A 24773-nucleotide genomic window follows, 5' to 3' on the forward strand; every position below is an offset into this window, starting at 1 on the left:
GTTGCGATGTCCGGTCTTACTGTCGCGCCATGACCTGGATCGAACGTGCCGCCCTGTTTTCCCTTCTGGATTATGCTGCCATGGTGATATTGCTGGGTGCGTGGCTATGGATCGGATGGAAGATCGAACACCCGTCACCACAGAAACCGTCCGTCGCCCTTGTGATGGATGGCTACCGCCGCGACTGGATGCACGAGATGGTGACGCGCCAGCCACGGATGTTCGATGCGCAGGTCGTGGCTGCCATGCGGCAAGGCAGCACCTTTTTCGCCTCAACCACGATGATTGCCATCGGGGGCGGTCTGGCCCTGTTGGGCAATACCGAGCGATTGGCCGGGGTGGCGACGGATCTTGCCATCGGCAGCGCACCGGCGATGGTCTGGGAAATCAAGATACTTGTGGTTGTCCTGCTGCTGGCCAATGCCTTTCTGAAATACGTCTGGGCACATCGCCTTTTTGGGTATTGCGCCGTTTTGATGGCCTCGGTTCCAAACGATCCTGAAGACCCAAACGCCTATCCTCGGGCCGGTCAGGCGGCCGAGATCTGCGTGACCGCTGCCCGAAGCTTCAACCGCGGTCTCCGCGCCACATATTTCGCCCTTGCTTCGCTGGCGTGGTTTCTCGGGCCGATGGCATTGGTGTTGGGCACAATGATCACATTCGGTGTCCTGTATCGCCGCGAATTTGCATCGCATTCCCGCGCGATCCTCATGGCCCAAACGTCGAACACAGAGACGTGATCCCCAAGCGCGACATTAAACCCTAGGTTCGAACCATGCGATATGTGATTCTCAGCGCCCTTCTGGCTGCACCTGCCCTCGCCGACCCGCCGACAATCGAACAGGTCCGCGCCAGCGCCACCGGTGACACATGGCGGTTCGACGTGACGATCCGGCATCCCGATACAGGCTGGGATCATTACGCCGACGGCTGGCGCGTTCTGGACATGGACGGGAATGAACTGGGAATGCGGGTGCTGCACCACCCGCACGAGACAGAACAACCCTTTACCCGCTCACTTGGTGGCGTGGTGATTCCGGAAAACGTGTCACAGGTGCAGATTCAGGCCCGGTGCAATGTGGATGGCTGGAACGAAGACACGACATTGGTCGAACTGAACTGACCTTCAGAAAATCCCCATGGCCAGGCCCGCACCCAGCGCGGCGCCGATCTCGCGACACCGATCCAGCTGATCTTCAGGAATGGTTTTCCGGGCCAGAATGGCCTCGGGCGTTTGCGCATGCGTGCAGACAATCAGCGGCGACTGGACCTTTTTCAACCGCCAGCCAGTGGCGATCCGTGCGATCTGGCGGGCTGCATTCTCTCCGTCTGATCCGGCGCAAATCATCTGCGCATATGGGCGACCTTCGATCTGTCCCAGAACCGGATAATAGCAGCGATCGAAGAATTCCTTCATCAAGCCCGAGATCGCCGCCAGATTCTCTGGCGCGCAGAAAATGTAGCCGTCGGCGGCCAGCACATCCTCCGGCTCCGCTTGATCCGCAGGCACAAGTTCAACCTCGGTCTCAGCCCGCGCCGATTCAGCCGCCGCTTCGGCCATCTGCCGGGCGCCACCTGTGCGCGAATGGTAAACGATCAGAAGCTGCGCCATGTCAGACCCGGTGATAGGGGCCACCTGACAGAATGGTCGCGGCCCGATACAGTTGCTCGGCCAGCATCACACGGACCAGCATATGAGGCCAGACCATCGACCCCAACGAGAGGGAAAAGTCGGCTTCCGCCCGCAAAGCAGGGTCTATTCCGTCCGCTCCGCCGATGATCAGCGCCAGATCCTGCCGCCCGGCATCGCGCCAACTACCCAGTTTCTTGGCAAAATCGGGCGAGGACATCACGCGCCCACGTTCGTCCAGCGTACAGATCACCGCGCCCTTGGGCAGCGCCTTGCGCAGCAACGCGGCTTCGGCCCCCATGCCTGCGTTTTTCTTGTCCTCGACCTCGATCACCCGCGCGGGACCAAGGCCCAGCGCACGTCCGGTCCGGTCAAAGCGGGTCAGGTAATCATCAAGCAGGGACTTCTCCGGTCCGGCGCGCAATCGCCCGACCGCAACTATGCTGATACGCATATCTCTCTCGCCTCCGGCCCTTTAATACGGGCCGGGATGGCGCCTCAGTTCGCCGAGGCGCTGCCGCCCTGAGGCAGCCACATCTTTTCCAGCTGGTAGAATTCGCGCACTTCGGGGCGGAAGATATGGACGATCACGTCGCCCGTATCGATCAGCACCCAATCGCCGGCATCCTTGCCTTCGACCTTCGAGGAGAAACCGAATTCCTGCTTGATGCGATCCGTCAGCTTTTCCGCCATGGCCGAGACCTGACGGGTCGACCGACCCGAAGCAATGACCATGTGATCCGCGACAGACGACTTGCCTTGCAGGTTGATCTGCACGACGTCTTCGGCCTTGTCATCGGAAAGTGAGGAAAGGATACGCTCAAGCAGCTTGTCGCTGATTGACTGAGAGTGGGCCATTACACGGGACCCGTCTTCGGCGGGCAAACCCGCCTGTGTATGTAGAGACAGGACATAGTCCTCCTTTGCTGCGCGCCGTGAAACCCCGGCGCCAGGGTACTAATAAGGTAGCAAGGGGAATGCAACATTTCAATGAAAGCGCGTCCGGCCCCGCGCAGGGGTGATCACTCTTCTGCGATTTGTTGCATGTTTGCGTTTTCCGACAAAAGCCGAACCTCGCGCTGCGGGAAGGGGATCGAGATGCCTTCGTCCTGAAACGCATCCCACAGCGCAAGATAGACATTTCCCCTGATATTGGTCAGCCCTTTGGTCGGATCGCTGATCCAGAACCGCAGAACGTAATCCACGCTGCTGTCGCCAAAACCGGTGATATGGCATACCGGTTCATGTTTTCCGCCACTCAATACGCGGGTCACTGCCTTTACAGCCCGGATCGCCGTTGCCCGCACTTTGTGGGGGTCATCCTCATAGCTGGTGCCGAAATCCAGATCCAACCGCACGAATTTGTCGGAATGCGACCAGTTCACCACCTGGTTGGTAATCAGGTCCTCGTTCGGGATCAGGTATTCCCGCCCGTCCCGCGTGACAACCGAGACATAGCGTGCGCCCAGCGCATTGATCCAACCAAACGTATCGCCCAGCGAGATCACATCGCCTGGCTTGATCGACCGATCCATCAGGATGATGATCCCCGATATGAGGTTTGACACCACTTTTTGCAGGCCAAACCCGATGCCGACGCCGATTGCGCCCGACAGCAGCGCAATGCCGGTCAGATCGAAGCCCAGCGTGCGGATCGCAGCCAGAAAGACCGCGCCGTACAGCAGCACCTGAATTCCCTTGGCCAACAACACCTGCATGGATGGGGTGATGTCGTCATTGCTCTGCAATCCACGCTCGGCCGCGCGGGTGCCGATGCGGGCCAGCGTCAACAGGACCCCGATCAGCAGGATGGCCTTGAGAATGCCCAGCAAGGAAATATGCAGGTCACCGACGGAAATCGCGACCCCATCAAGGAATTTGGCCACGTCATCCGTCAGATTCAAAGCAACAAGCGTTGCATAGACCCACATTGCCCACTTGAATATCCGTCGCAGCGTCCGGTTGCGGACAAGCCTCGCGACCAGTGCAATCGCCAGCCACGCAGTTGCCAGAGTTGCAATGATCCCAATGAGATAACTGCGCGACGGCCAGGTAACATGCTGCATAACCTGATACAAGAGCCAGGACAGCAGCACGAAATAGACCAGTGTCAGCCGCTGCATCAGCTGTACCATGGTGCGAAGCCGCCATTTCGGCCATCCGGTGCGTGCGCGCGTCCAGGCATCCCATCGTGGCTGTGTCAGAACTTTCAGAAGGAAAGCCAGCGCCCAAAGGAAAAGGATGATGACCAACTGATACTGCCGCCAGCCCGGCGTAACCACCAACTCGACCAGTTCTTGAAGCTCGGAAGAGAACCCCGCGACCATGTTGTTGTAAAGGTCTGTCAGCGAGCTGGGGATCAGGTCTTGGTTCATACGCGCCTCCTGCACGGCAGCTTGGACAGCAATGCCAGGCGATGCAAGCCTGACACCGGTTTTGAACCTTGATTGCAGCAAACGCGCGGTATATCTGAACCGCATGAGACTCAATGTGGCCCAAGAACAGAATCTGGAAGACCGCGCGCGTCTGCGCGAACGGTTCTTTGGGGCTGCCCGCACGGTCCTGGCGCGCCTACCCGTCGCCTGAGCCAACTCGCCAGCTATTTCTCAGTTACATACGGGAGAGGACACATGTCCCCCAAAACACTCTATGACAAGATCTGGGATGCCCATGTCGCGCACGAAGCCGATGATGGCACCTGCCTGCTGTATATCGACCGCCATCTGGTCCACGAGGTCACCAGCCCGCAGGCGTTCGAAGGCCTGCGCATGGCGGGCCGCAAGGTGCGCGCGCCGGAAAAGACCATTGCCGTGCCGGACCACAACGTTCCGACCACACCTGACCGGGTGAACGGTATTGAAAACCCGGAATCGCGCATTCAGGTCGAAGCGCTGGACAAGAACGCCCGGGACTTCGGCATTCACTATTACCCGGTAAATGACGTCCGTCAGGGCATCGTGCACATCGTCGGCCCCGAACAAGGCTGGACCCTGCCGGGCATGACCGTCGTCTGCGGCGACAGCCATACCGCCACCCATGGCGCATTCGGCGCATTGGCCCACGGCATCGGCACGTCAGAGGTCGAACACGTGCTGGCCACGCAGACCCTGATCCAGAAGAAATCCAAGAACATGAAGGTGGAAATCACCGGCAAATTGCAGCCGGGCGTGACCGCCAAGGACATCACCTTGGCCGTGATCGGCGAAACCGGCACCGCCGGCGGCACCGGCTATGTCATCGAGTATTGCGGTGAAGCCATACGCAACCTGTCGATGGAAGGCCGCATGACCGTCTGCAACATGGCCATCGAAGGTGGCGCACGCGCAGGGCTGATTGCACCGGATGAGAACACGTTCGAATATGTCAAAGGCCGTCCGCATGCGCCGAAAGGTGCGCAGTGGGAAGCCGCGATGAATTGGTGGAAAACACTCTACACCGACGAAGGCGCGCATTTCGACAAGGTTGTCACGATTCGTGGCGAAGACATCGCGCCTGTCGTCACCTGGGGCACCAGCCCCGAGGATGTTCTGCCGATCACGGCAACCGTGCCGCACCCCGAGGATTTCGAAGGCGGCAAGGTCGAAGCGGCCCGCCGGTCAATCGAGTATATGGGTCTCAAAGCCGGTCAGAAGCTGAGCGATGTCGAGATTGACACCGTCTTTATCGGGTCCTGCACCAACGGACGTATCGAAGACCTGCGTGCCGCGGCCGAGATCCTGAAAGGCAAGAAGATCAAGGACGGGATGCGCGCCATGGTGGTGCCGGGTTCGGGGCTGGTCCGCGCTCAGGCCGAAGAAGAAGGCCTGGCCGACATCTTCAAAGAGGCCGGGTTCGAATGGCGTCTGGCAGGCTGTTCGATGTGCCTGGCGATGAACCCCGACCAGTTGCAACCGGGCGAACGCTGTGCCGCAACCTCGAACCGCAACTTCGAAGGCCGTCAGGGCCGGGGCGGGCGCACACATCTGCTGAGCCCGGCAATGGCTGCCGCAGCGGCAATCACGGGACGGCTGACAGACGTCCGTGAATTGTTGTAAGGTGCCCTCATATCTAGATATTTGAGGGATTGAACAAATGAGTGACTGGGTCAAATGGCTATTGCTTGGACTTCTGTCCATAGTGTTCGGCATCTTTGTGCTGGGCGCACCGGTCGTGGCATCAATCACCGTGACGGTGGTCACAGGTGTATTGCTGCTGATTTCAGGCGCGTTACAGGTTGTTGGCGGCTTCACCGTCGATGGGGCCGGCAACAAGATACTGTCACTTATCATGGGTGTCGTGATGCTGTTTCTGGGCTGGTCCTTTCTGGATCACCCACTGCAAGGAACGCTGACACTGGCAACTGTCTGCCTGATCCTGTTCATGGCTGGCGGCATTGCCCGCGTGATCCTGTCGTTCCAGATGCGCGGAACGCAATATTTCTGGGCGACGCTGGTCTCGGGCATCATGTCGATTGTACTGGCGATCCTGATCTGGCGCTTTGCCGCAATGGACCCTTCGGTGCTGCTGCAATTGCTGGGCATCCTGCTGGGGATCGAGATGATCTTTAACGGGCTCGGCCTTGTCTTCATGGCGTTCTTCGTCAAGGACGCACCAAAAGAAACGAAACAAGCTTAACGCGGGGCCTGGGCGCGGCCCTCTCCCGCAGGAGTGTGAACATGGATAAGTTTGAAAAAGTCCACGGGGTGGCCGCCCCGATGCCATTGATCAATATCGACACCGATATGATCATTCCCAAAGTGCATTTGAAAACCATCAAACGGTCCGGCCTCGGCGTCGTGCTGTTTGACGAAATGCGTTATCATGATGACGGGCGCGAGAACGAAGAGTTCGTCCTGAACAAACCCGCCTATCGCGAGGCCGAAATTCTGGTCGCCGGAGACAATTTCGGCTGCGGCTCGTCGCGCGAACACGCACCCTGGGCGATCAAGGATTTCGGCATCAAGGTTGTGATCTCGACCAGCTTTGCCGACATCTTCTTCAACAACTGCTTCAAGAACGGCATCCTGCCGATCGTGGTCGAAGAAGAGCATCACGCGATCCTGATGGAAGACGCGCATAAAGGCGAGAATGCCCGCATGACGGTACATCTGGAAGATCAGCAGATCACCACTTCGGATGGTGTCGTGATCGCGTTTGATATTGACCCGCATCGCAAACACTGCCTGCTGAACGGTCTGGACGATATTGGCCTGACGATGGAGAAAGATCACCACATCGACAAGTTTGAGGAACACGCCAGCCAGGCCCGCCCCTGGGTGTAAGGCCCAAGCGATTCTTTGAACACTCAACCTACCGGGGTCGCCAATGCGGCCCCGTTCTCATTCTTGGGGTTGATTTTCGCAAAACCACAACATCTTGGTCTCATATTGAGATACACGTCGGATTTGCGTCGAAAATGATGCAATCCCGCACCAGTTGCGCCATCATTTTGCCCGAAATCACGTGTTTTCTGCACCCTGTCTTGAGCGAAATGCCGCTTATCGTCCATGTTGGCGCTAAAGAGGCATCCGTCAAAAACTCGAGACGATGGGCACAAGTTGGAATGTAAGTCGGCGAAGATCGACTTATCCGGTTTGAAAAAGGGTTCGGATAGTGATTGCGCGCACAACAGGGGCGGCGATACGCGGAATACTTGTGGCACTGATGGTGCTGACACCCGCGTTGTACCTGCCTGTATCATCGACGAACGGGACCGAGATTCTGGTCTTTCTCGCGATTCTCGCGTTCATCCTGACATTCGCCGAGTACAATTCTGCTTTTCCCAGTTTTATTGAATTTCGCGATGCGCCGCCGGTGAACCGTCTGCGGTTTGTCGGGCTGATGTCGATGGTCACCTTTCTGACACTGGTTTGCAAAAACACCTATGAGCCGACTGAACTGACCGCGTTCGCCTACACCGCAGGTCTGGCCGTCGCGAATGTTGCGGACTTTCCCTATTCCCCGGTTCGGTTGATCGTGCTGATGCTACCCTTGGATGCCGGTCAGCCGTTGATCGAATTGGTTCGGATCGCAGCCAGTGTGGCCTATGTTGCCGCCTTGGTCACCGTCGCCAGCTTTGCCTATGCGGTCAAAGTGCGCGGCTGGCCCACGGGCAATGGCGCCTTCAACGTATGGACCAATCTGCCGTTGTTTGATCCCACCAAGGGCGGCGATGTTGTCACCCGCCTGCAACGTGATGGTCGCCTGAATATCTGCATTGGCGTTCTGCTCCCCTTCCTCATTCCGGCTGTCATCAAGCTCATGAGCAGCGTCGTTGCCCCGATCTCGCTGAGCAATCCGCAAACATTGATCTGGACCATGTGCGCCTGGGCCTTCCTGCCCGCCAGCATGATCATGCGCGGCATGGCGACGCTTCGCATCGCGGGTCTGATCGTGGAAAAGCGCCGCGCCTATTCGACAAACGAGACAACGCAAGCCGCATGATCCGTGCCCTTGCTCTGCTGCTGTTGCCTTTCTCGGCACAGGCAGAGGTTTATCGCATCGCCACCTACAACACTGAACTCAGCAGAAACGGCCCCGGCCTGCTGCTGCGCGACATCCAGCGGGATGATGCGCAGGTTGAAGCCGTTGTCGAGGTCATTGCTGCGGCGCGACCTGATGTCATTGCCCTGCAAGGCATCGACTGGGATCTGGACGGAGCTGCCCTGAGCGCCCTGTCCGAGAAACTGCGCGAGGCGGGCCTGGATTTCCCCTATCACTTTTCCGCCCAACCAAATGCTGGGTTGGAAACGCCGCTGGATCTGGACGGAGATGGCCAAACGCAAGGCCCCGGCGACGCGCAGGGCTGGGGGAAGTTCACCGGCCACGGAGGGGTGGCGGTGTTGTCCCGTTTCGAAATCATGACCGAAGACGTTCAGGATTACACCAATCTGCGGTGGAAAGACCTGCCTAGGGCTGATTTGCCATTCAGGGATGGGCTCCCCTTCCCGTCTGAAGCTGCGCACGACATTCAGCGCCTGTCCTCGACCGTGCATTGGGTGCTTCCGATCGAAACCCCGCAGGGGCGATTTAGCCTGATGACCTTTCACGCTGCCCCACCGGTTTTTGACGGACCCGAGGATCGCAACGGTCTGCGCAACAGGGACGAGATTCGCCTGTGGTCGGTTTTGCTGAATGGCGGCCTGGGGCCAGTTCCTCAAGGCCCCTTCGTGATAGCCGCGGACGCCAATCTCGACCCGACCCGCGGAGAAGGCCACAAGCAGGCCATTCACGCGCTTTTGGCCGATCCCCATGTGCAGGATCCGATGCCAAAGGACCCATCGGGTTCATCAGCAACGGTCGAATGGAAAGCCACCGGGGAAATGCGCGTTGACTATGTGTTGCCGTCCAGTGATCTGCAAATCTCGGAAACCGGCATTGTCTGGCCCGTGGAAGGTGGCACGCTGTACGACAGTGCCCGACGCGCCAGCAGGCATCGACTGGTCTGGGTTGACATAATCCTACCCTAGAACCTCGCCCCTGTTCCCGGCCGTCGCCGATGAAACGGCACGTTGGGACGAAATGGCGGAACGCAAGGCATCCTCCAGCTTCGTTTCAGAAAACGAGGTCAGCAATTCTTTCATATAACCGCCATCCAATTGATGCGGCACGTGCCAGAGGTACCGCATCTCGATCAAATGAGGGGCCATGCGCCAGAATGGGCGGGCCAATTGCAGAGGCCACCATTTCATACGCCGCACTGTAACCGGCCGGCCGGTGACTTGCGAAAGCGATTGAGCGATCTGCGTCCCGGTCAAAGTGTACCCTTCAAATGGAACATCGCAGAAACGGGGAAGGTCTTGCCGCATCTCAGCCAGCGCGACGGCGGCGCGGGCCAGATCAGGCAGAAAGGCCCAAGCGTGCGGTGCGACCGGATCACCGGGATAAACGAACTGACCGCGCGAAAGACGCTTGATCATGACCTGATCGAACCAGTTTCCGGATGCATTGGTGTCGATGAAATCCCCGGCGCGCAAAAGGATGGTGCGCACGGTTGACGCGCGATAGGCCTCTTCCATCTCGATCCGAACCCGGCCCAAAGGGTTGGTGGCTCGATGCGGCGTCCCGCCCGACCATGAGCCCGGCGTATTCCCACCAAATACGTAGACATTGCCCGGTACGATCACGGTCGCCCCCGTATCTGAGGCCGCATCTATCACCCGTTTGGTCAGTACCGGCACATCGCGTGCCCAATCGGGATAGGGCGGATTCCATCCGTTCACGATGACGTCCACGCCGCGCGCCGCCTGTGACAGCGAATCAGACCTGCGGTCAAATTCCGTCACATCCCAGCCCGCGCCCCTGAACGCCAGGGATGCGTTGCGTCCAAAACGACCTGTTGCGCCCAGTACCAGTACAGATTGTGCCATGTTTGCCTCCTGTCTGAGGTCAATCTACCCATTCACTTCGCGCAAGGAATTGCCGCAATTCGCAGAACGTGTATTCATTTCTGAATGGACAAAGCTCTGACACATGCAGATTGGTCTCTGATTCAATGCTTTCTGGCCGTGGCCGAGACGGGATCGTTGTCCGCCGCCGCACGACATCTCAATCGCAGCCAACCCACTTTGGGGCGGCAGGTCCAAAACCTCGAGGACGAACTGGGTGTCTCTCTTTTCGATCGCCACGCGCGTGGTCTGAAGCTCAGCGAAGCGGGCTTACAGCTTTTGCCGATGGCCCAGCAGATGCACAGCGCCATGACCGCGTTCAGTCTTGCCGCCGCGGGGCAATCGCAACAGCTTGAAGGTTCGGTGCGCATCACCGCATCTGTCTTTGCCTCGCATCACCTGCTGCCACCGATACTGGCGTCCATCCGCAGGCAAGAGCCCACGATCCAGCTTGAATTGGTGGCCACTGACACCACCGAGAATCTGCTCTATCGCGAGGCGGATATCGCCGTGCGGATGTATCGCCCTGCGCAGGTGGATCTTATTTCCCGCTATCTCGGGGATGTGCCGCTGTGTTTTTGTGCGGCAAAGTCCTATCTGGACCGGAAGGGGCGCCCCAAGACACCCGAAGAACTGTTTACGCATGATCTGGTAGGGTTTGACGCGAACCAGGAGATCATCAAAGCCATGCGTGAAAAGGGGTGGCCAGCCAGCCGCGACAGTTTTGCCACCCGCTGTGACCTGCAAAGCGCCTATTGGGAACTGATCCGGGCGGGCTGTGGCATAGGCTTCAGCCAGGTACAGGTTGCCCAAGCCGACCCCGACGTGGAAATCCTGCCGCTGGATGTGGACATCCCGATTCTACCCGTGTGGCTGGCCGCACCCCAGGCCATGCGCCAGACCCCGCGCATCCGCAGGGTCTGGGATTTGTTGGCAGAAGGGCTCAAAGCCGCTCTTTGAGGGTCAAAGCGGGCCGGTATAAGTTCCGCGCGCGGGATAGTTGTTGCCCAGTGTGAATTTCAAACCACCCGCAATATCCGACATGGACGGGCGACCGAAAGGCGTGGTCTGTTGCCATGCATAGTACAGCGTCCGGTCGGGTGCGATGTAGAAATGCCCCGGCTCTGCGAACAGGTCCGGTTCGGCGCTGCCTTCGCGCTTGGTCGAGATGTTAAGGCCCCAATCATCCCGCGCAGCGGACAGGGGAAGGCTGTGGCCCACACGCAGGCGCGACGCTCCGGCTTTTTCGGCGGCTTCCGCCGCGCGCTCGGCTGTATCGGTGGTGATCATGATGACCTCGACGCCCAGCGCCGCAAAGTCATCCAGCGCCGCTTCGACCTCGGCCATCTGCTTGATGCAGATCGGGCAATGCAGCCCGCGATATTGAATCACCAGCGTCCCGTTTTCGCCCTTGTCCGCCTCAAGATCGAACCTGCCATGGGCAACAGTTTCGATTTTCAGCGCAGGAACCAGATTTCCAGGTGTCAGCATGTGTTTTCCTTCTGTTTTGGCAGGTTCGTCTCATTGACCCGATGCAACGCAGACGCTAGGCCCTGTGCAACAAAACGCAAGGAGACCCTTCATGTCCAACCCTTCGCTCCTTATCCTGCCCGGAGACGGAATTGGCCCGGAAGTCATGGCCGAAGTGCGCAGAATCATCAATTGGTTCGGCGCCAATCGCGGTCTTCAATTTGACGTGAGCGAGGATCTGGTCGGCGGTGCCGCCTATGACGCCCACGGCAAGCCTCTGTCCGATGAGACGATGGCCAAGGCGCAAGAGGTCGACGCGGTTCTATTGGGCGCTGTCGGCGGCCCAAAATACGACGATCTGGATTTCAGCCTGAAGCCCGAGCGCGGCCTGCTGCGCCTGCGCAAGGAAATGGACTTGTATTCGAACCTGCGCCCGGCCCAGTGCTTTGACGCGCTGGCTGATTTCTCGTCGCTGAAGAAAGACATCGTTGCCGGTCTGGATATCATGATCGTGCGCGAACTGACCTCGGGCGTTTATTTCGGTGAACCACGCGGTATCTTCGAGGAAGGCAATGAACGCGTCGGCATCAACACCCAGCGTTACACCGAATCCGAGATTGAACGCGCCGCGCGTTCGGCCTTTGAACTGGCGATGCGCCGGAACAAAAAGCTGTGCTCGATGGAAAAAGCCAACGTGATGGAATCGGGCATTCTGTGGCGCGAAGTGGTCAACCGCGTTTCCGCTGACTACCCCGAAGTTGAGCTGAGCCATATGTACGCCGACAACGGTGCCATGCAGCTGGTGCGCGCGCCGAAACAGTTCGACGTGATCCTGACCGACAACCTGTTCGGTGACATCCTGTCCGACTGCGCCGCGATGCTGACGGGCTCTCTGGGCATGCTGCCGTCGGCGTCGCTGGGCGCGCCGATGGCCAATGGACGCCCCAAAGCAATGTACGAGCCCGTACACGGGTCTGCCCCCGATATCGCGGGTCAAGGCAAAGCCAACCCGATCGCCTGCATCCTCAGCTTTGCGATGGCTCTGCGCTACAGCTTTGATCAGGGCGAGGAAGCGGATCGGCTGGAAGCTGCGATCGAGAAAGTTCTGGCCGACGGCGTTCGCACCGGCGACCTGCTTGCGGATCAGGGCGTTCAGCCCGTCTCGACCAGCGAAATGGGCGACGCGATCCTTTCAGCGTTGGACGCAAGCGTCTAAGAAACGAAAGAATGAAAAAACAAAAGGCGGTGCCCAGCGCACCGCCTTTTTTTGCCTGCTCAATTCCCGAAGATATTGTTCAACAGGTTGTTTATAGCCCGGTCCAACCCGGTTTGTTTCTTTCGCCGTTGTTGCTGCGGCTGCGCCGTTTGCACCGGAGGTTCCGGCGCCATCATCGGCAACGGGGTGGGCGTCATCCCCTCGGTCACGCGCAGCATGGTTTCTTTCCAGATTTCGGCCGGCAAGCCACCACCGGTCACGCCGGACAAGGGCGTGTTGTCATCATACCCCATCCAGACCCCGGTCACATAATCCGCCGTGAACCCGATGAACCATGCATCGCGCGCGGCCTGGGTCGTTCCGGTCTTGCCCGCCACCTGCCAGCCGGGCAATTTGGCCCGCCCGCCGGTCCCTTCAGAGACCACGCGCTCCATCATCCAGGTCAGCTGTTTGGCAGCCTTTTCATTGATGACCCTCTCGCCAATACCGGTCGTCGTGACCATGACGGGTGTTTCGTCGCCCAGCAGCTTCAGTTCGGTCAGCCCATAAGGTTCAACCTGCGACCCGCCATTCAGGATGCCTGCATAAGCCCCGGTCATCTCGATCAACGTGCTTTCCGATGCACCAAGCGCCAGCGCAGGCCCCTGTGCCAGGTCGCTGGCAATCCCGAAGCCGCTGGCAACCGTCCGAACATTGTCCAGGCCGGAAATCTCGGCCACTTTCACCGCCGGTATGTTCAGCGAGTTTTTCAGCGCATCCGCCAAGGTCACCCGCCCATAATACTTGTTGGTGTAGTTCTTGGGGCACCACTGGCCTGACCCCGGAATATCGACGCAATAGGGTTCATCCATCACCGTATCCAGCGGCGAATACCCAAGTTCCAGCGCGGTGGCATAGACGAATGGCTTGAACGATGATCCCGTCTGTCGCAACGCCTGCGTCGCCCGGTTGAACGCTCCAGACACGCGTGTCTTGCGCCCACCAACCATCGCGCGCACCGCACCGTCGGCCGACATCACCACAATGGCCGCCTGCGCCTTTGATCCTTCGCGCACTTTTTCCTGAAAGATGAATTTCAGCGCCTCTTCCGCAGAGGTCTGAATGCGCTGATCCAGGGTGGTCCGGATCACCACATCTTCGGTCGTGTTGCGGGTAAAGAACTCGGGCCCGCTGGCCATAACCCAATCCGCAAAATATCCCCCGGCCCGTGCAGCCGCCGCCTCGGACAGTTGGGCTGGGCGGGCCCGCGCTTCGCTGGCCTGCGCGGCGGTCAGATAGCCCTGATCCTCCATCAGACCGATCACAAGGCGGGCCCGGTCCTGCGACCGTTGCAGATTGTTCGTCGGTGCATAACGTGTGGGCGCAACCAACAGCCCGGCCAACATCGCTGCCTCGGCCGGCGAGACTTCGGCGGCGGACTTGCCAAAGTACCGCTGGCTTGCGGCCTCGAACCCGCGCGCGCCTGCACCAAGGAAAGCCCGGTTCAGGTAGATCGTCAGAACCTCATCCTTGGAGTATTTCACCTCCATCGCCATTGCATAAATGGCCTCTTTGGCCTTGCGCAACAGCGATCCCTGTCGGCAATCGGCTTCATAGGCGGCCTCTGATTCCCATTCAGTCGGATCATAAGGCACGCCCAGACACAGCAATTTGGCCGTTTGCTGCGTTATGGTTGACCCGCCATGCCCGGACAACGGGCCGCGCCCTTCGCTCAGGTTGATGCGAACGGCGCTTGCCACACCGCGCGGGCTCACCCCGAAATGGCGATAGAACCGTTTGTCCTCGGTCGCGATGACGGCGTTTTTCAGATGCGGCGACACCGTATCGGCAGTGATCACCCCGCCAAACTGGTCGCCCCGCCAGGCAAACACTTTGCCGTCGCGGTCCAGCAGCGTGACAGACCCGCGCGCACGGCCGTCCAACAAGGCATCCAAGTCCGGCAACGAGGAATAGACGACACCCACCGCCAGGGCGATCAGGATGGCCACGACCGCTCCGACCCGCCAGGTCAGCCCCCAGACCATGCGCCAGACCCAGCGGAAAAAACGACGCAGGATGCCGCCGCCTTTGCCCCCCGATCTCTTGCGCGTCTTTTTGCGCGCAGTTTTGCGTGTGGTGGTTTTGCGAGCCGTCGCCTTCTTGCCCGCCGGGCGCTTGGATGCCGACGGTTTACGACCCTTTGACGGGTACCTTTTGTCCGCAACCAATTTCGGCTTGCGTCGCTTGGACTCAGTCATGCTCAAACTCTGCCCGGGTTTTCTTTTGCGCCACCATACCCCGGTGATCCGAGTATGTAGAGGTCCGAATTTCCGAAAATTCCCCTCACAACACTGCCCGTTATTTAATCAACGCGACCGAATTGTGCAAAAAATGTGCAATCTTCTGCCATTTGGCAGCCCTTTGACCCCCAAGAGCCGTTTCATACCGCGATCCGTCGCGCATTTTTCTGCAGGTGCAAACAAACCGGTTCCACCGGAGAACCAGAGGGGAAAGACGTGAAACTGATCATTGCGACAATCAAGCCGTTCAAGCTGGAGGAGGTGCGCGAGGCACTGACCGAGGCCGGCGTGCGCGGCATGATGGTGACCGAGATCAAGGGCTTCGGCTCGCAATCCGGCCACACCGAAATCTATCGGGGGGCCGAATACGCGGTGAATTTCGTGCCCAAGATCAAGCTGGAAATCGTGGTGCCTGCCGCGATGACCGACCAGATCGTCGAGACCATCACCAAAACCGCCAAGACCGGCAAGATCGGCGACGGCAAGATTTTCGTCCTCGATGTCGAGCAGGCCCTGCGCGTGCGGACCGGGGAAACCAACGAAGAGGCGCTGTAAGGCGCCGCGACCGACAATCATTCGAGGACTGAACATGAACCTGATGAAATCCCTCATCCCTGCCGCCGCGATCGTCGCGCTGCCGCAGATGGGCCTGGCGCAGGAGGCCGCCGCAACCGGCGAAACCGCGCAGCATACACAATACATCCTGACCTCGCTGCTGTTCCTGATGGGCGGCTTTCTGGTGTTCTGGATGGCCGCGGGCTTTGCCATGCTCGAGGCCGGTCTGGTGCGCTCCAAGAACGTGGCCATGCAGCTGGTCAAGAATATGGGTCTGTTTTCCTTTGCAGCCATCATGTACTGGCTGGTGGGCTTCAACCTGATGTATCCGGGCGACGGCTGGACGATCACCGGCATTCTGGGCGCGTTCTCGCCAACGTCACTGGAACCGGTTGGTCTGGAAGGTGTCGAAACCGACCTGTCTTATGCATCCGTCGGTTCGGACTTCTTCTTCCAGCTGATGTTCTGCGCCACCACCGCGTCCATTGTATCGGGCACCATGGCCGAGCGCGTCAAACTGTGGCCCTTCTTCTTTTTCGTGATCGTTCTGACAGGCATCATCTACCCGATCGAAGCGTCCTGGCAGTGGGGTGGCGGCTGGTTGTCCGAGATGGGCTTCAGCGACTTCGCCGGCTCGACCCTGGTGCACGCCGCAGGTGGCTTCGCAGCTCTGGCCGGTGCCATCGTACTGGGCCCGCGCATCGGTAAATACAACAAGGAAGGCAAAGTTGTGCCGATCCCCGGCTCGAACCTGGCGCTGGCAACCCTGGGGACGTTCATCCTGTGGCTGGGTTGGTTCGGCTTCAACGGCGGCTCGCAGTTGGCCATGGGCACGATCGGTGACATGGCCGATATCAGCCGTATCTTCGCCAACACCAACATGGCCGCCGCCGCCGGCGCCGTTGCCGCCCTGATCCTGACGCAGGTGATGTATGGCAAGGTCGACCTGACCATGGTTCTGAACGGCGCGCTGGCCGGGCTGGTCTCGATCACCGCCGAACCGCTGGCGCCGTCGCTGTTTCAGGCGCTGATCATCGGCGGCATCGGCGGCGTGATCGTAGTCTACACCGTGCCGCTGCTGGACAAGATGAAGATTGATGACGTGGTCGGCGCCATCCCGGTTCACCTGATCGCAGGCTTCTGGGGCACCTTCATCGTGGCATGGACCAACGGTGATGCGTCTTTCGTGACCCAGATCATCGGTTTCGCGGCTATCGGGATCTTCGTCTTCGTAGTCAGCTTCATCCTGTTCTCGATCCTCAAGGCCACCGTCGGCCTGCGGGTTGGCGAGGAAGAAGAGATCAACGGCCTCGACATGGGCGAACTGGGCATGGAAGCCTATCCCGAATTCTCGAAAGGCTGATCCCGCTTCCACCCAAACAAAAAAACCCGGGCATTCGTGCCCGGGTTTCTTGTTTGGCAATGCCCGAAAATCAGACGCCGACGTCGACAATCGCCTGCGCAAGGATCGGAACGGTGTCGGCGTTCAGACCGGCGATGTTGAGGCGGCTGTCGCCAACCATGTAGATGCCGTGTTCAACGCGCAGTTTCTCGACCAGTTCCGGGGCCGCACCCAAGCGCGAGAACATGCCGCGGTGCTGGGCGATGAAACCAAAGCGGTCCGAGCCGCTCAGACGCTGGAGTTCGTCGGCCAGTTGGCGACGCAGGCCCAGCATCGACAGGCGCACCTCTTCCAGTTCGGCCATCCAGTCGGCGCGCAGGGCTTCGTCCATCAGGATCGTGGTCACAACACGCGCGCCGTGGTCGGGCGGGAAGGAATAATTCTGGCGGTTCAGGAATGCCAATGTACCCTGGTTCAAAGCGGTCTGCCCGGCATCGGCGGTGATGGCCATCAGCAAACCGGTGCGTTCGCGATACACGCCGAAATTCTTCGAGCATGACGCCGCTATCAGACATTCCTTGACCGAAGACGCGACCAGACGTGTCGCTTGCGCATCCTCTTCCAGGCCGTCGCCGAAGCCTTGATAGGCGATGTCGATCATCGCAACGAGGCCAAGCGCGTTGATCAGGTTCACGACCTCCTGCCATTGAACCATGTTGAGGTTGGCACCGGTCGGGTTGTGGCAGCAACCGTGCAGCAGAACCACGTCACCCGCTTTTGCGGTCTTCAGGTCTTCGATCATGCCGTCGAAATCGACGCCACGTGTGTCGCCATCGAAATAGCGGTATGGAACCGTCTCGATCCCCAGGTAGTTCAGGATCGACAAGTGGTTCGGCCATGTCGGGTTCGACACGAAGACGCGGGCCGACGGGTTGGCCATACGGATCATCTCGAAGCCCTGACGGCAGGCGCCGGTGCCGCCCGGTGTCGCCACGGCGGCGATATTGCCGCGCTCAACCGAGGTGCCGAGGATCAGCCCGATCATCGCATCCGCATAGGCCGGATCGCCGGCCAGCCCGGTATAGGCTTTGGTTTCCTGCTCTTCCCAGACGCGCTGCTCGGCCGCTTTGACGGCGCGCATGACCGGGGTGATGCCTTCCGCGTTTTTGTAGACGCCGACGCCCAGGTCGACCTTCTGATCACGCGGGTCTTCGCGATACATCTGCATCAGCGCCAGGATCTTGTCGGCAGGCTGCGGTTTCAGGTTCTCGAACATCAGGTCTCTCCGGTTGCGACGGGCAGGGTCGGGAAGGCGCCCCATTCAGCCCATGAGCCGTCATAAAGCGAGTGGTCTTTCTTGCCCATGCGTTCAAGCGCAAGGCTGAGGATCGCGGCGGTCACGCCAGACCCGCACGAGGTGATCGCCGGTTTCGACAGATCGACGCCCGCGGCCTCGAATATGGCGCGGCACTCTTCCGGCGACTTCATGGTACCATTGGCGTTCAGCAACTGGCCAAAGGGGACATTGCGTGAACCCGGAATATGCCCCGAGCGCAGACCCTCGCGCGGTTCGGCCTCGGCCCCGGAAAACCGGCTGGCAGAGCGGGCGTCGATGATCTCATGATCACCCAGCTTGGCGGCGGCGGAAACTTGCGTGACGTCCCGGACAAGCTGATTTTGCACCCGGACGGTCATATGACGATCACGGATGACCGGCGGCAGGTCTTCGACCTCGCGCCCTTCCGCCTGCCATTTGGGGAATCCACCATCCAGAACCGCGATGTTTTCCTGCCCCATAAGACGGAACAGCCACCAGACGCGCGCAGCCGACATCAGCCCAGCGCCATCGTAAACCACGACCTGATGACCGTCGCCCACACCCATCGCGCGCAGGCGCGACATGAATTTCTCGACCGGAGGCGCCATATGCGGCAAGTCGGAACGGCGATCTGATATCTCGTCTATGTCAAAGAACCGCGCCCCGGGGATGTGGCCTGCGTCATATTCCGCCCGTGCATCACGATTTTGCGCGGGCAAGTACCACGACCCGTCCAGAATCCGCAGATCCGGATCCTTCATATGCGCGGCCAGCCATTCGGTGGATACGAGGGTTTTTGGATCGTCCTGCATCAAAGCCTCCCCTAAGCGCGCTTGATTTTTCCCTATACCCGGCGGCATAGGGGTTCAAGGCTGGATAGCGCTCACTTGGCGCTGCGCAGGCGGAAATGTTGGATAATCCCAATGAGGCTGATCAGAATCCAAAACCCCTCGATCAACATTGATGCGAGATTGAAATTCTGGAGCAGGGAATAGACGATCAGCACCGAGCCCAGCAGGTTGATCACCGGAAAGGCCAGATCATCCGAGTTCATCATCCGCATCTGTGTTGCGAAATACGCGGCGACCACGATTAGAGCCCCGAAAGAGCCGATGGCGTCGACGATGGTCAGGCTGTCGAAAAATGCGGTCATGAATGGGCCTTGCCGTTCTCTACAAATTCGGTGTGTTGGGCGTAATGATGCATGTTCAGAAAGGCCGCCCCCTCGGGGCCGGCGCGATACCCGTGCGGAAGATCGGCCGCGAAACGCAACCCCTGCCCGGCTTGTAGGGAAACCCACTCGTCTCCGCGCAGGATCTCAAGCGTGCCGCTCAGAACAAAGACCTCTTCGGTCACGCCTGTCGCGTGGGCGGGCGACTCGTGGCTTTGGTTCGGCCTGAGGTTGACGTGGAATGTCTCGGCCCCCAGAGCGGGATCGAATGGAAAGACGATCTTGACCTCGATCGTGCCGGGGAAAGTTACGGTCTGAAAAACCGAAGGGTCCCCGTTCATCGTATCGATCAGCGCGCTGAGCGGCAGTTGAAACCCCTTGGCAATTTTCCACAGCGTTGCGATGGTTGGGCTGGATTCACCGCGCTCGATCTGCCCCAGCATGGCTTTGCTCACGCCAGTCATCTCGGCCACTTTCGACAGGCTCAGGCCCGATGCCGCACGCACGTCTCGCAGTTTCAGCGTTATATCGTCAGAGTCCATCTCATCGTCCCGCGAATCCTCTTGTGCGTTATAGCGCACATGTGGTACGTGCGCTATAACGTACGAACCCCAAGACATGCAACCCGAGGCAAAAGGGAAACAGCATCATGCCATTGTACCGATCCAGAACCTCAACCCATGGCCGCAACATGGCTGGCGCACGCGGCCTTTGGCGCGCCACCGGCATGGGAGACGATGATTTTGGCAAACCGATCATTGCCATCGTCAACTCGTTCACCCAATTCGTCCCGGGCCACGTGCATCTGAAGGATCTGGGCCAGATGGTTGCGCGCGAGGTCGAGGCTGCAGGCGGTGTGGCCAAAGAATTCAACACGATCGCGGTGGATGACGGCATCGCAATGGGCCATGACGGGATGCTGTATTCGCTGCCCTCGCGCGAAGTGATCGCGGATTCGGTCGAATACATGGTCAACGCCCATTGCGCCGATGCGATGGTCTGCATTTCGAATTGCGACAAGATCACCCCCGGCATGCTGATGGCCGCGATGCGCCTGAACATCCCTGCCATATTTGTCTCGGGCGGGCCGATGGAGGCTGGCAAGATCGATATCGCCGATCTGGAGGCCAAGAAAATCGACCTCGTCGACGCCATGGTCGCCGCGGCGGACGACAAATTCACCGACGAACAGGTTCAACATATCGAAGAGAATGCCTGCCCGACCTGCGGCTCCTGTTCTGGCATGTTCACTGCGAACTCGATGAACTGCCTGGCCGAAGCATTGGGCCTGGCCCTGCCGGGCAACGGCTCGACACTGGCGACACATGCCGACCGCAAAGAGCTGTTCCTTGAGGCAGGCCGCCGCATCGTTGAGATCACCAAGCGCCATTATGATCTGGATGAAAAAGGTTTTCTCCCACGCGAGATTGCCACCTTCGAAGCATTCGAAAACGCCATGAGCCTAGACATCGCCATGGGCGGGTCCACCAATACGGTGCTTCATCTGTTGGCCATCGCGCATGAGGGTGGCGTTGATTTCACCATGTCCGACATGGACCGCCTGAGCCGCCGCGTTCCCTGCCTGTGCAAAGTCGCGCCCAACACCGAAAATGTGCACATGGAAGACGTCCACCGCGCCGGAGGTATCTTCTCGATCCTCGGAGAGCTCAGCCGCGCAGGCCTGCTGCACGAGGAATGCAACACGGTACATTCGGCCACAATGGGTGAAGCGATCGCCAACTGGGACATCAAGGTCGCCAACAATCCAAAGGCGCAGGAGCTGTTCAAGGCCGCCCCCGGTGGTGTGCGCACCACACAGGCGTTCAGCCAGTCCAACCGGTACAAGGAACTGGACACCGACCGCGAAGGCGGCGTGATCCGCTCGAAAGAACACGCGTTCAGCCAGGATGGTGGTCTGGCCGTTCTGTTCGGCAATATCGCTCGCGACGGCTGTATCGTGAAAACTGCTGGCGTGGACGCCAATATCCTGAAATTCACCGGCTCGGCCTACGTGTGCGAAAGTCAGGATCAGGCGGTCAACGACATTCTTACGGGCAAGGTGAAAGAAGGCGATGTGGTCGTCATCCGCTATGAAGGCCCGCGCGGTGGCCCGGGGATGCAGGAAATGCTGTATCCGACGTCATATCTGAAGTCCAAGGGTCTGGGCAAAGCCTGCGCGTTGCTGACCGATGGTCGCTTCTCGGGCGGCACATCAGGCCTGTCGATCGGCCATGTTTCGCCCGAAGCGGCCGAAGGCGGTGAGATCGGTCTGGTTCAGAATGGCGACACGATCGAGATCGACATCCCAAACCGCACCATTCATCTGGCAGTTTCGGATGAAGAGCTGGCCGCCCGCCGCACTGAACAGAACGCAAAGGGGTGGGAGCCCGCCGCGCCCCGCAAACGTAAAGTGTCCACCGCGCTCAAGGCCTATGCCAAGCTGACGACCAGCGCAGCAAAAGGGGCTGTTCGCCAAGTCTAAGCACATACGCGACCGGCTTGCCGAGGTGGCGAGCCGGGTAATCAACCGTCCTCAAGAGATCCCGCGCCCGATCCGTACCATCGGCTTCGCCGATGCCACGTTCGACCTTGGGCCCGGCGCCGCGCAGCGCGCGGCGCCGGGCCCAACCGGAGGAGATGTTTCGCAAGAAATATCGACGACGGGCGGGAGCACCCCACCGTCAGTCGCCCAATTTGGCGTGGATTTCATCCAGATCGATTTCACCGATCGGCATCTTGTTCGCCGGGTTTTCGAAGTCGTATTTGAACAGCTCGAAATCCTGCTTGTAGATCTCGTAGACCAGATGCATTGACAGATCGTCAAAGTAGTCCTCGACCGGATGCGCACGTTTTGGCCCGTGCCCTTCGGATTCATTGAACCGTGGAATCTCGGACAATTTGACCGGGTGCTTCAGCTCGACATTGTCCAGAACATCCTGCATCCCGTCATTGAACGCTTCTGTCCAGAATATCCGGTCATAGTGACCGCCGTTCACGATGAAAGTAGACACGTGGCCTGACATCGCAGACCAGTGAATGTCCGGGTCCATCGGGCGCCGCCACCGGATCGTATCGCGCGCAAACAGCAGAAACCGGCGGAAGCTGGCGATCTGGTCAAACTCTCCCTTGCCGTCGTCGCCGCCCACTTCGATCCCGTAGTTATAGATCAGCGTCGGCACCAGATTGCCGCGGTATCTCTTGCCGTTGCGCTGAATGCCGCAGATCTTGTCAAAGAATGAGCTGAGGATGCGGGTGTAGGGATTGCGCACGCAAGTGAAAGAATAGGACGCGTGATTGCGCACATTGTTCGAGATCAGCTTCTGGCTCTGATCAAATGCCCATTTGTGCATGCCGTCCTTGGCATCATGGATATCACCGTCGAAGAACTGACCATGATCCGAGAAATACATGATCTGACCAATGGTCGAGCAAGCACATTTGGGCACCACGCGGTACACCATGCTTTCGCTCTCGGTCATCCAGGTACCGGGAAACCCCATCTGCTGTGCCTCCTGCGCTGGCCAGGTCTCGATGCGATACGCCAGCTTTTGGTAACAAAGAACCAAAATTATTCTGTTTATTCAATCGCTCATCCTCAGTATCACGGTTGAAATCAGGCAGAAACGGATATTGCGTAATCTCAATGGCAAAAGTCGCCTATATATTGCTGTGTCACAAGGACCCTGAAGCCATCATTGCACAGGCCGAACAACTGACCGCTGTCGGCGATTGCATGGCCATCCATTTTGACGCCAGCGCCAGCGCCAAAGCCTATGAGCGCATTCGTTCCGCACTGGATCAGAACCCCAATGTAACCTTTGCAAAAAAACGCGTCAGATGCGGCTGGGGAGAATGGTCGCTGGTCCGGGCCACGCTGAACGCCCTGGAAGCCGCCGTGGAAAATTTCCCCCGCGCCACACATTTCTACATGCTGTCGGGTGACTGCATGGCAATCAAAACCGCTGAATACACGCACCGTTACCTCGACGATAACGACAAGGATTTCATCGAAAGCCACGATTTCTTTGAAAGCAACTGGATCAAGACCGGCATGAAGGAAGACCGGCTGATCTATCGCCACTACTTCAACGAGCGCACGCAGTCCAAGCTGTTCTATGCCGCCTATGAATTGCAAAAGCGCCTCGGTCTGACGCGGGACATCCCCCAGGACATTCAGATGATGATCGGCAGCCAATGGTGGTGCCTGCGTCGCAGAACCGTCGAAATGATACTGGATTTCCTGCATCAGCGCCGGGATGTGATCCGTTTTTTTTCGACCACGTGGATTCCTGATGAAACCTTTTTTCAGACGCTGGTGCGTCACCTGATCCCAAAAAACGAGATTGAAAACCGAACGCCGACATTCTTGATGTTCTCGGACTATGGAATGCCGGTCACGTTCTACAATGACCACTATGACATGTTGCTGGGCCAGGATTATCTGTTCGCACGCAAGATCAGCGCCGAGGCGCATGAGTTGAAGGCCCGGCTCGGCTCGCTCTATGCCAGTGAGGGCGTCGATTTCCCGATCTCGAACGAGGGGCGCAATCTGTACGCGTTTCTCACTGGTCGCGGGCGTATCGGCCGCCGGTTCGGACAACGCTTCTGGGAAGCCGGGAGCGTACTCGGCCCGGAACGGGAACTGTTCGTGATCGTCTGCAAGAAATGGCATGTTGCCAAACGTCTTGTCGATCAGATCGCATCTGAAACGGATATTCCTTGCGTTGAATACCTGTTCAACGAAGAAAATACGTTGCTGCCGGATCTGGGCGGGATCGACTCCACACTGACCAAGCGCTCTCGTCACCGGCGTGCCGTTCTGCGCCTGTTGTTCGACAGTTTCGGGTCGGATCAGCTGGTGCTGTGCCTTGACCCGGCCAATCTTGACGCGCTCGAGGATTTCTGCGGCGGCCAGGCCAAAACCCACGTGCTTGAGATCGAATGCGAATACTCGGACGACTATCTGATCGGCCACGCGCGTCGGGTCGGGCTGGCCGGAGACAACAGCCCAACGGAAACCGTTGCTTCCTTGCTGCCGACCCTTCGCAACGATCTGGGCTATGAATCCGAACGGATCCGCGCTGCCCGGCTGGACAATTACCTGCGCCTGCGGGAAACGGCCCCGCGCGCCGACAATGAAGCGGTTATTGCCAAGTTTCTTGGGGTTGGTGAAGACAAAGCCCAAGCCGTCATGCAGTTGGATTACCTTTTCCTCGACTGATCCCCAAAGCCCTTCACAGATTGTCTGCCCGAAGGCTGGCACCCGTGACCCGCGCAATCCAAATCGCGGATGGCAAGTGTTCCGCCATGCAAGGCAGCCGCTGCCGCTGCAACTGCACTCGTGATTTTTATTCAATTATCGGATACTGTGCAGCCAATTGGGCCATTTTGTTCATACTTTTTCCATCAGAAACACGGCCCTTGCC

At 59.0% G+C, this 24773-nt stretch carries 26 protein-coding genes; 14 read left to right on the top strand and 12 right to left on the bottom strand.

Going from position 1 to position 24773, the window contains the following annotated elements; all coding sequences use genetic code 11:
- Positions 1 to 29: 29 nt before the first annotated feature.
- Together ACR0LI_RS10815 and ACR0LI_RS10820 are read left to right on the top strand one after the other, a co-directional pair.
- Positions 30 to 740 carry a DUF599 domain-containing protein gene (locus ACR0LI_RS10815; protein WP_210093198.1) on the top strand — a complete coding sequence of 237 codons (711 nt, stop codon included), beginning with the start codon at positions 30 to 32 and terminating at the stop codon, positions 738 to 740.
- 35 nt (positions 741 to 775) lie between these two features.
- A complete protein-coding gene (locus ACR0LI_RS10820) occupies positions 776 to 1123 on the top strand; it encodes a hypothetical protein (protein WP_171230254.1) in 348 nt (115 codons plus the stop codon).
- Positions 1124 to 1126: 3 nt separating this feature from the next.
- Here the strand turns inward: ACR0LI_RS10820 and ACR0LI_RS10825 are convergent, their stop codons facing one another.
- From ACR0LI_RS10825 to ACR0LI_RS10840, 4 genes are all read right to left on the bottom strand, one after another.
- Positions 1127 to 1612, bottom strand: coding sequence for a flavodoxin family protein (locus tag ACR0LI_RS10825; protein WP_480718500.1), 486 nt, complete (start codon positions 1610 to 1612; stop codon positions 1127 to 1129).
- 1 nt (position 1613) lies between these two features.
- On the bottom strand, positions 1614 to 2084 hold the full coding sequence (gene rlmH, locus ACR0LI_RS10830) for a 23S rRNA (pseudouridine(1915)-N(3))-methyltransferase RlmH (protein WP_171635594.1): 471 nt from the start codon (positions 2082 to 2084) through the stop codon (positions 1614 to 1616).
- Positions 2085 to 2128: 44 nt separating this feature from the next.
- Positions 2129 to 2488 (bottom strand): ribosome silencing factor, encoded by a 360-nt coding sequence (rsfS, locus tag ACR0LI_RS10835; protein WP_171635591.1) that lies wholly within the window; start codon positions 2486 to 2488, stop codon positions 2129 to 2131.
- Between the two features lie 164 nt (positions 2489 to 2652).
- Entirely contained in the window at positions 2653 to 4005 is a 1353-nt protein-coding gene (locus ACR0LI_RS10840) for a mechanosensitive ion channel family protein (protein ID WP_171635588.1), read from the bottom strand.
- A 115-nt stretch (positions 4006 to 4120) separates the two neighbouring features.
- Here ACR0LI_RS10840 and ACR0LI_RS10845 point away from each other — a divergent pair, with 115 nt between their 5' ends.
- From ACR0LI_RS10845 to ACR0LI_RS10870, 6 genes are all read left to right on the top strand, one after another.
- Positions 4121 to 4216: an isopropylmalate isomerase gene (locus tag ACR0LI_RS10845; protein WP_224857982.1), complete on the top strand. Its 96-nt coding sequence runs from the start codon at positions 4121 to 4123 to the stop codon at positions 4214 to 4216.
- Positions 4217 to 4260: 44 nt separating this feature from the next.
- Positions 4261 to 5664 carry a 3-isopropylmalate dehydratase large subunit gene (gene leuC / locus ACR0LI_RS10850; protein ID WP_171724092.1) on the top strand — a complete coding sequence of 468 codons (1404 nt, stop codon included), beginning with the start codon at positions 4261 to 4263 and terminating at the stop codon, positions 5662 to 5664.
- A gap of 37 nt (positions 5665 to 5701) precedes the next feature.
- Positions 5702 to 6244: an HdeD family acid-resistance protein gene (locus tag ACR0LI_RS10855; protein ID WP_171635581.1), complete on the top strand. Its 543-nt coding sequence runs from the start codon at positions 5702 to 5704 to the stop codon at positions 6242 to 6244.
- A 41-nt stretch (positions 6245 to 6285) separates the two neighbouring features.
- Complete coding sequence (leuD, locus tag ACR0LI_RS10860) at positions 6286 to 6891, top strand: 3-isopropylmalate dehydratase small subunit (RefSeq protein ID WP_480486071.1); 606 nt, start codon at positions 6286 to 6288, stop codon at positions 6889 to 6891.
- A 331-nt stretch (positions 6892 to 7222) separates the two neighbouring features.
- A complete protein-coding gene (locus ACR0LI_RS10865; RefSeq protein ID WP_171635576.1) occupies positions 7223 to 8053 on the top strand; it encodes a hypothetical protein in 831 nt (276 codons plus the stop codon).
- Positions 8050 to 9078, top strand: a complete 1029-nt coding sequence (locus ACR0LI_RS10870; protein WP_480718501.1) for an endonuclease/exonuclease/phosphatase family protein — start codon at positions 8050 to 8052, stop codon at positions 9076 to 9078. Before ACR0LI_RS10865 ends, ACR0LI_RS10870 begins: the two co-directional genes overlap by 4 nt.
- Here ACR0LI_RS10870 and ACR0LI_RS10875 read toward each other — a convergent pair.
- Positions 9070 to 9978, bottom strand: coding sequence for a Rossmann-fold NAD(P)-binding domain-containing protein (locus ACR0LI_RS10875; RefSeq protein WP_480718502.1), 909 nt, complete (start codon positions 9976 to 9978; stop codon positions 9070 to 9072). The genes ACR0LI_RS10870 and ACR0LI_RS10875 overlap by 9 nt on opposite strands.
- 84 nt (positions 9979 to 10062) lie before the next feature.
- Between ACR0LI_RS10875 and ACR0LI_RS10880 the strand changes: the two genes are divergently transcribed.
- The gene (locus ACR0LI_RS10880; protein ID WP_480492306.1) at positions 10063 to 10956 is read left to right on the top strand and encodes a LysR family transcriptional regulator; all 894 of its coding nucleotides are present in this window, start codon (positions 10063 to 10065) and stop codon (positions 10954 to 10956) included.
- Positions 10957 to 10959: 3 nt separating this feature from the next.
- On the opposite strand, the gene ACR0LI_RS10885 is transcribed toward ACR0LI_RS10880, so the two are convergent.
- Positions 10960 to 11487 (bottom strand): redoxin domain-containing protein, encoded by a 528-nt coding sequence (locus ACR0LI_RS10885; RefSeq protein ID WP_480718503.1) that lies wholly within the window; start codon positions 11485 to 11487, stop codon positions 10960 to 10962.
- Positions 11488 to 11578: 91 nt separating this feature from the next.
- On the opposite strand from ACR0LI_RS10885, the gene leuB reads away from it, so the two are divergent.
- Positions 11579 to 12682, top strand: a complete 1104-nt coding sequence (gene leuB / locus ACR0LI_RS10890) for a 3-isopropylmalate dehydrogenase (RefSeq protein WP_480718504.1) — start codon at positions 11579 to 11581, stop codon at positions 12680 to 12682.
- A gap of 59 nt (positions 12683 to 12741) precedes the next feature.
- Here the strand turns inward: leuB and ACR0LI_RS10895 are convergent, their stop codons facing one another.
- Positions 12742 to 14919 (bottom strand): transglycosylase domain-containing protein, encoded by a 2178-nt coding sequence (locus tag ACR0LI_RS10895; RefSeq protein ID WP_171724088.1) that lies wholly within the window; start codon positions 14917 to 14919, stop codon positions 12742 to 12744.
- A gap of 258 nt (positions 14920 to 15177) precedes the next feature.
- On the opposite strand from ACR0LI_RS10895, the gene ACR0LI_RS10900 reads away from it, so the two are divergent.
- Positions 15178 to 15516: a P-II family nitrogen regulator gene (locus ACR0LI_RS10900; RefSeq protein ID WP_152459713.1), complete on the top strand. Its 339-nt coding sequence runs from the start codon at positions 15178 to 15180 to the stop codon at positions 15514 to 15516.
- Between the two features lie 34 nt (positions 15517 to 15550).
- Positions 15551 to 16879 carry an ammonium transporter gene (locus tag ACR0LI_RS10905; RefSeq protein ID WP_171724087.1) on the top strand — a complete coding sequence of 443 codons (1329 nt, stop codon included), beginning with the start codon at positions 15551 to 15553 and terminating at the stop codon, positions 16877 to 16879.
- Positions 16880 to 16949: 70 nt separating this feature from the next.
- On the opposite strand, the gene ACR0LI_RS10910 is transcribed toward ACR0LI_RS10905, so the two are convergent.
- The 4 genes from ACR0LI_RS10910 to ACR0LI_RS10925 all read right to left on the bottom strand — a co-directional run bounded on the left by ACR0LI_RS10910 (position 16950) and on the right by ACR0LI_RS10925 (position 19889).
- A complete protein-coding gene (locus ACR0LI_RS10910; RefSeq protein WP_480718505.1) occupies positions 16950 to 18134 on the bottom strand; it encodes an amino acid aminotransferase in 1185 nt (394 codons plus the stop codon).
- Entirely contained in the window at positions 18134 to 18988 is an 855-nt protein-coding gene (sseA, locus tag ACR0LI_RS10915) for a 3-mercaptopyruvate sulfurtransferase (RefSeq protein WP_171635557.1), read from the bottom strand. The genes ACR0LI_RS10910 and sseA overlap by 1 nt, the downstream gene beginning before the upstream one ends.
- A gap of 71 nt (positions 18989 to 19059) precedes the next feature.
- Positions 19060 to 19329 (bottom strand): CBU_0592 family membrane protein, encoded by a 270-nt coding sequence (locus ACR0LI_RS10920; RefSeq protein ID WP_152459709.1) that lies wholly within the window; start codon positions 19327 to 19329, stop codon positions 19060 to 19062.
- Positions 19326 to 19889: a helix-turn-helix domain-containing protein gene (locus ACR0LI_RS10925; RefSeq protein ID WP_171635555.1), complete on the bottom strand. Its 564-nt coding sequence runs from the start codon at positions 19887 to 19889 to the stop codon at positions 19326 to 19328. Before ACR0LI_RS10925 ends, ACR0LI_RS10920 begins: the two co-directional genes overlap by 4 nt.
- A gap of 107 nt (positions 19890 to 19996) precedes the next feature.
- On the opposite strand from ACR0LI_RS10925, the gene ilvD reads away from it, so the two are divergent.
- Positions 19997 to 21829 (top strand): dihydroxy-acid dehydratase, encoded by a 1833-nt coding sequence (gene ilvD, locus ACR0LI_RS10930; protein WP_171635553.1) that lies wholly within the window; start codon positions 19997 to 19999, stop codon positions 21827 to 21829.
- 199 nt (positions 21830 to 22028) lie between these two features.
- On the opposite strand, the gene ACR0LI_RS10935 is transcribed toward ilvD, so the two are convergent.
- Positions 22029 to 22847 carry a sulfotransferase family protein gene (locus ACR0LI_RS10935; protein WP_171724083.1) on the bottom strand — a complete coding sequence of 273 codons (819 nt, stop codon included), beginning with the start codon at positions 22845 to 22847 and terminating at the stop codon, positions 22029 to 22031.
- A 143-nt stretch (positions 22848 to 22990) separates the two neighbouring features.
- Between ACR0LI_RS10935 and ACR0LI_RS10940 the strand changes: the two genes are divergently transcribed.
- On the top strand, positions 22991 to 24568 hold the full coding sequence (locus tag ACR0LI_RS10940) for a DUF5928 domain-containing protein (RefSeq protein WP_210093184.1): 1578 nt from the start codon (positions 22991 to 22993) through the stop codon (positions 24566 to 24568).
- Positions 24569 to 24773 lie beyond the last annotated feature (205 nt).

The sequence above is a fragment of the Ruegeria sp. CL7 genome (assembly GCF_056536445.1).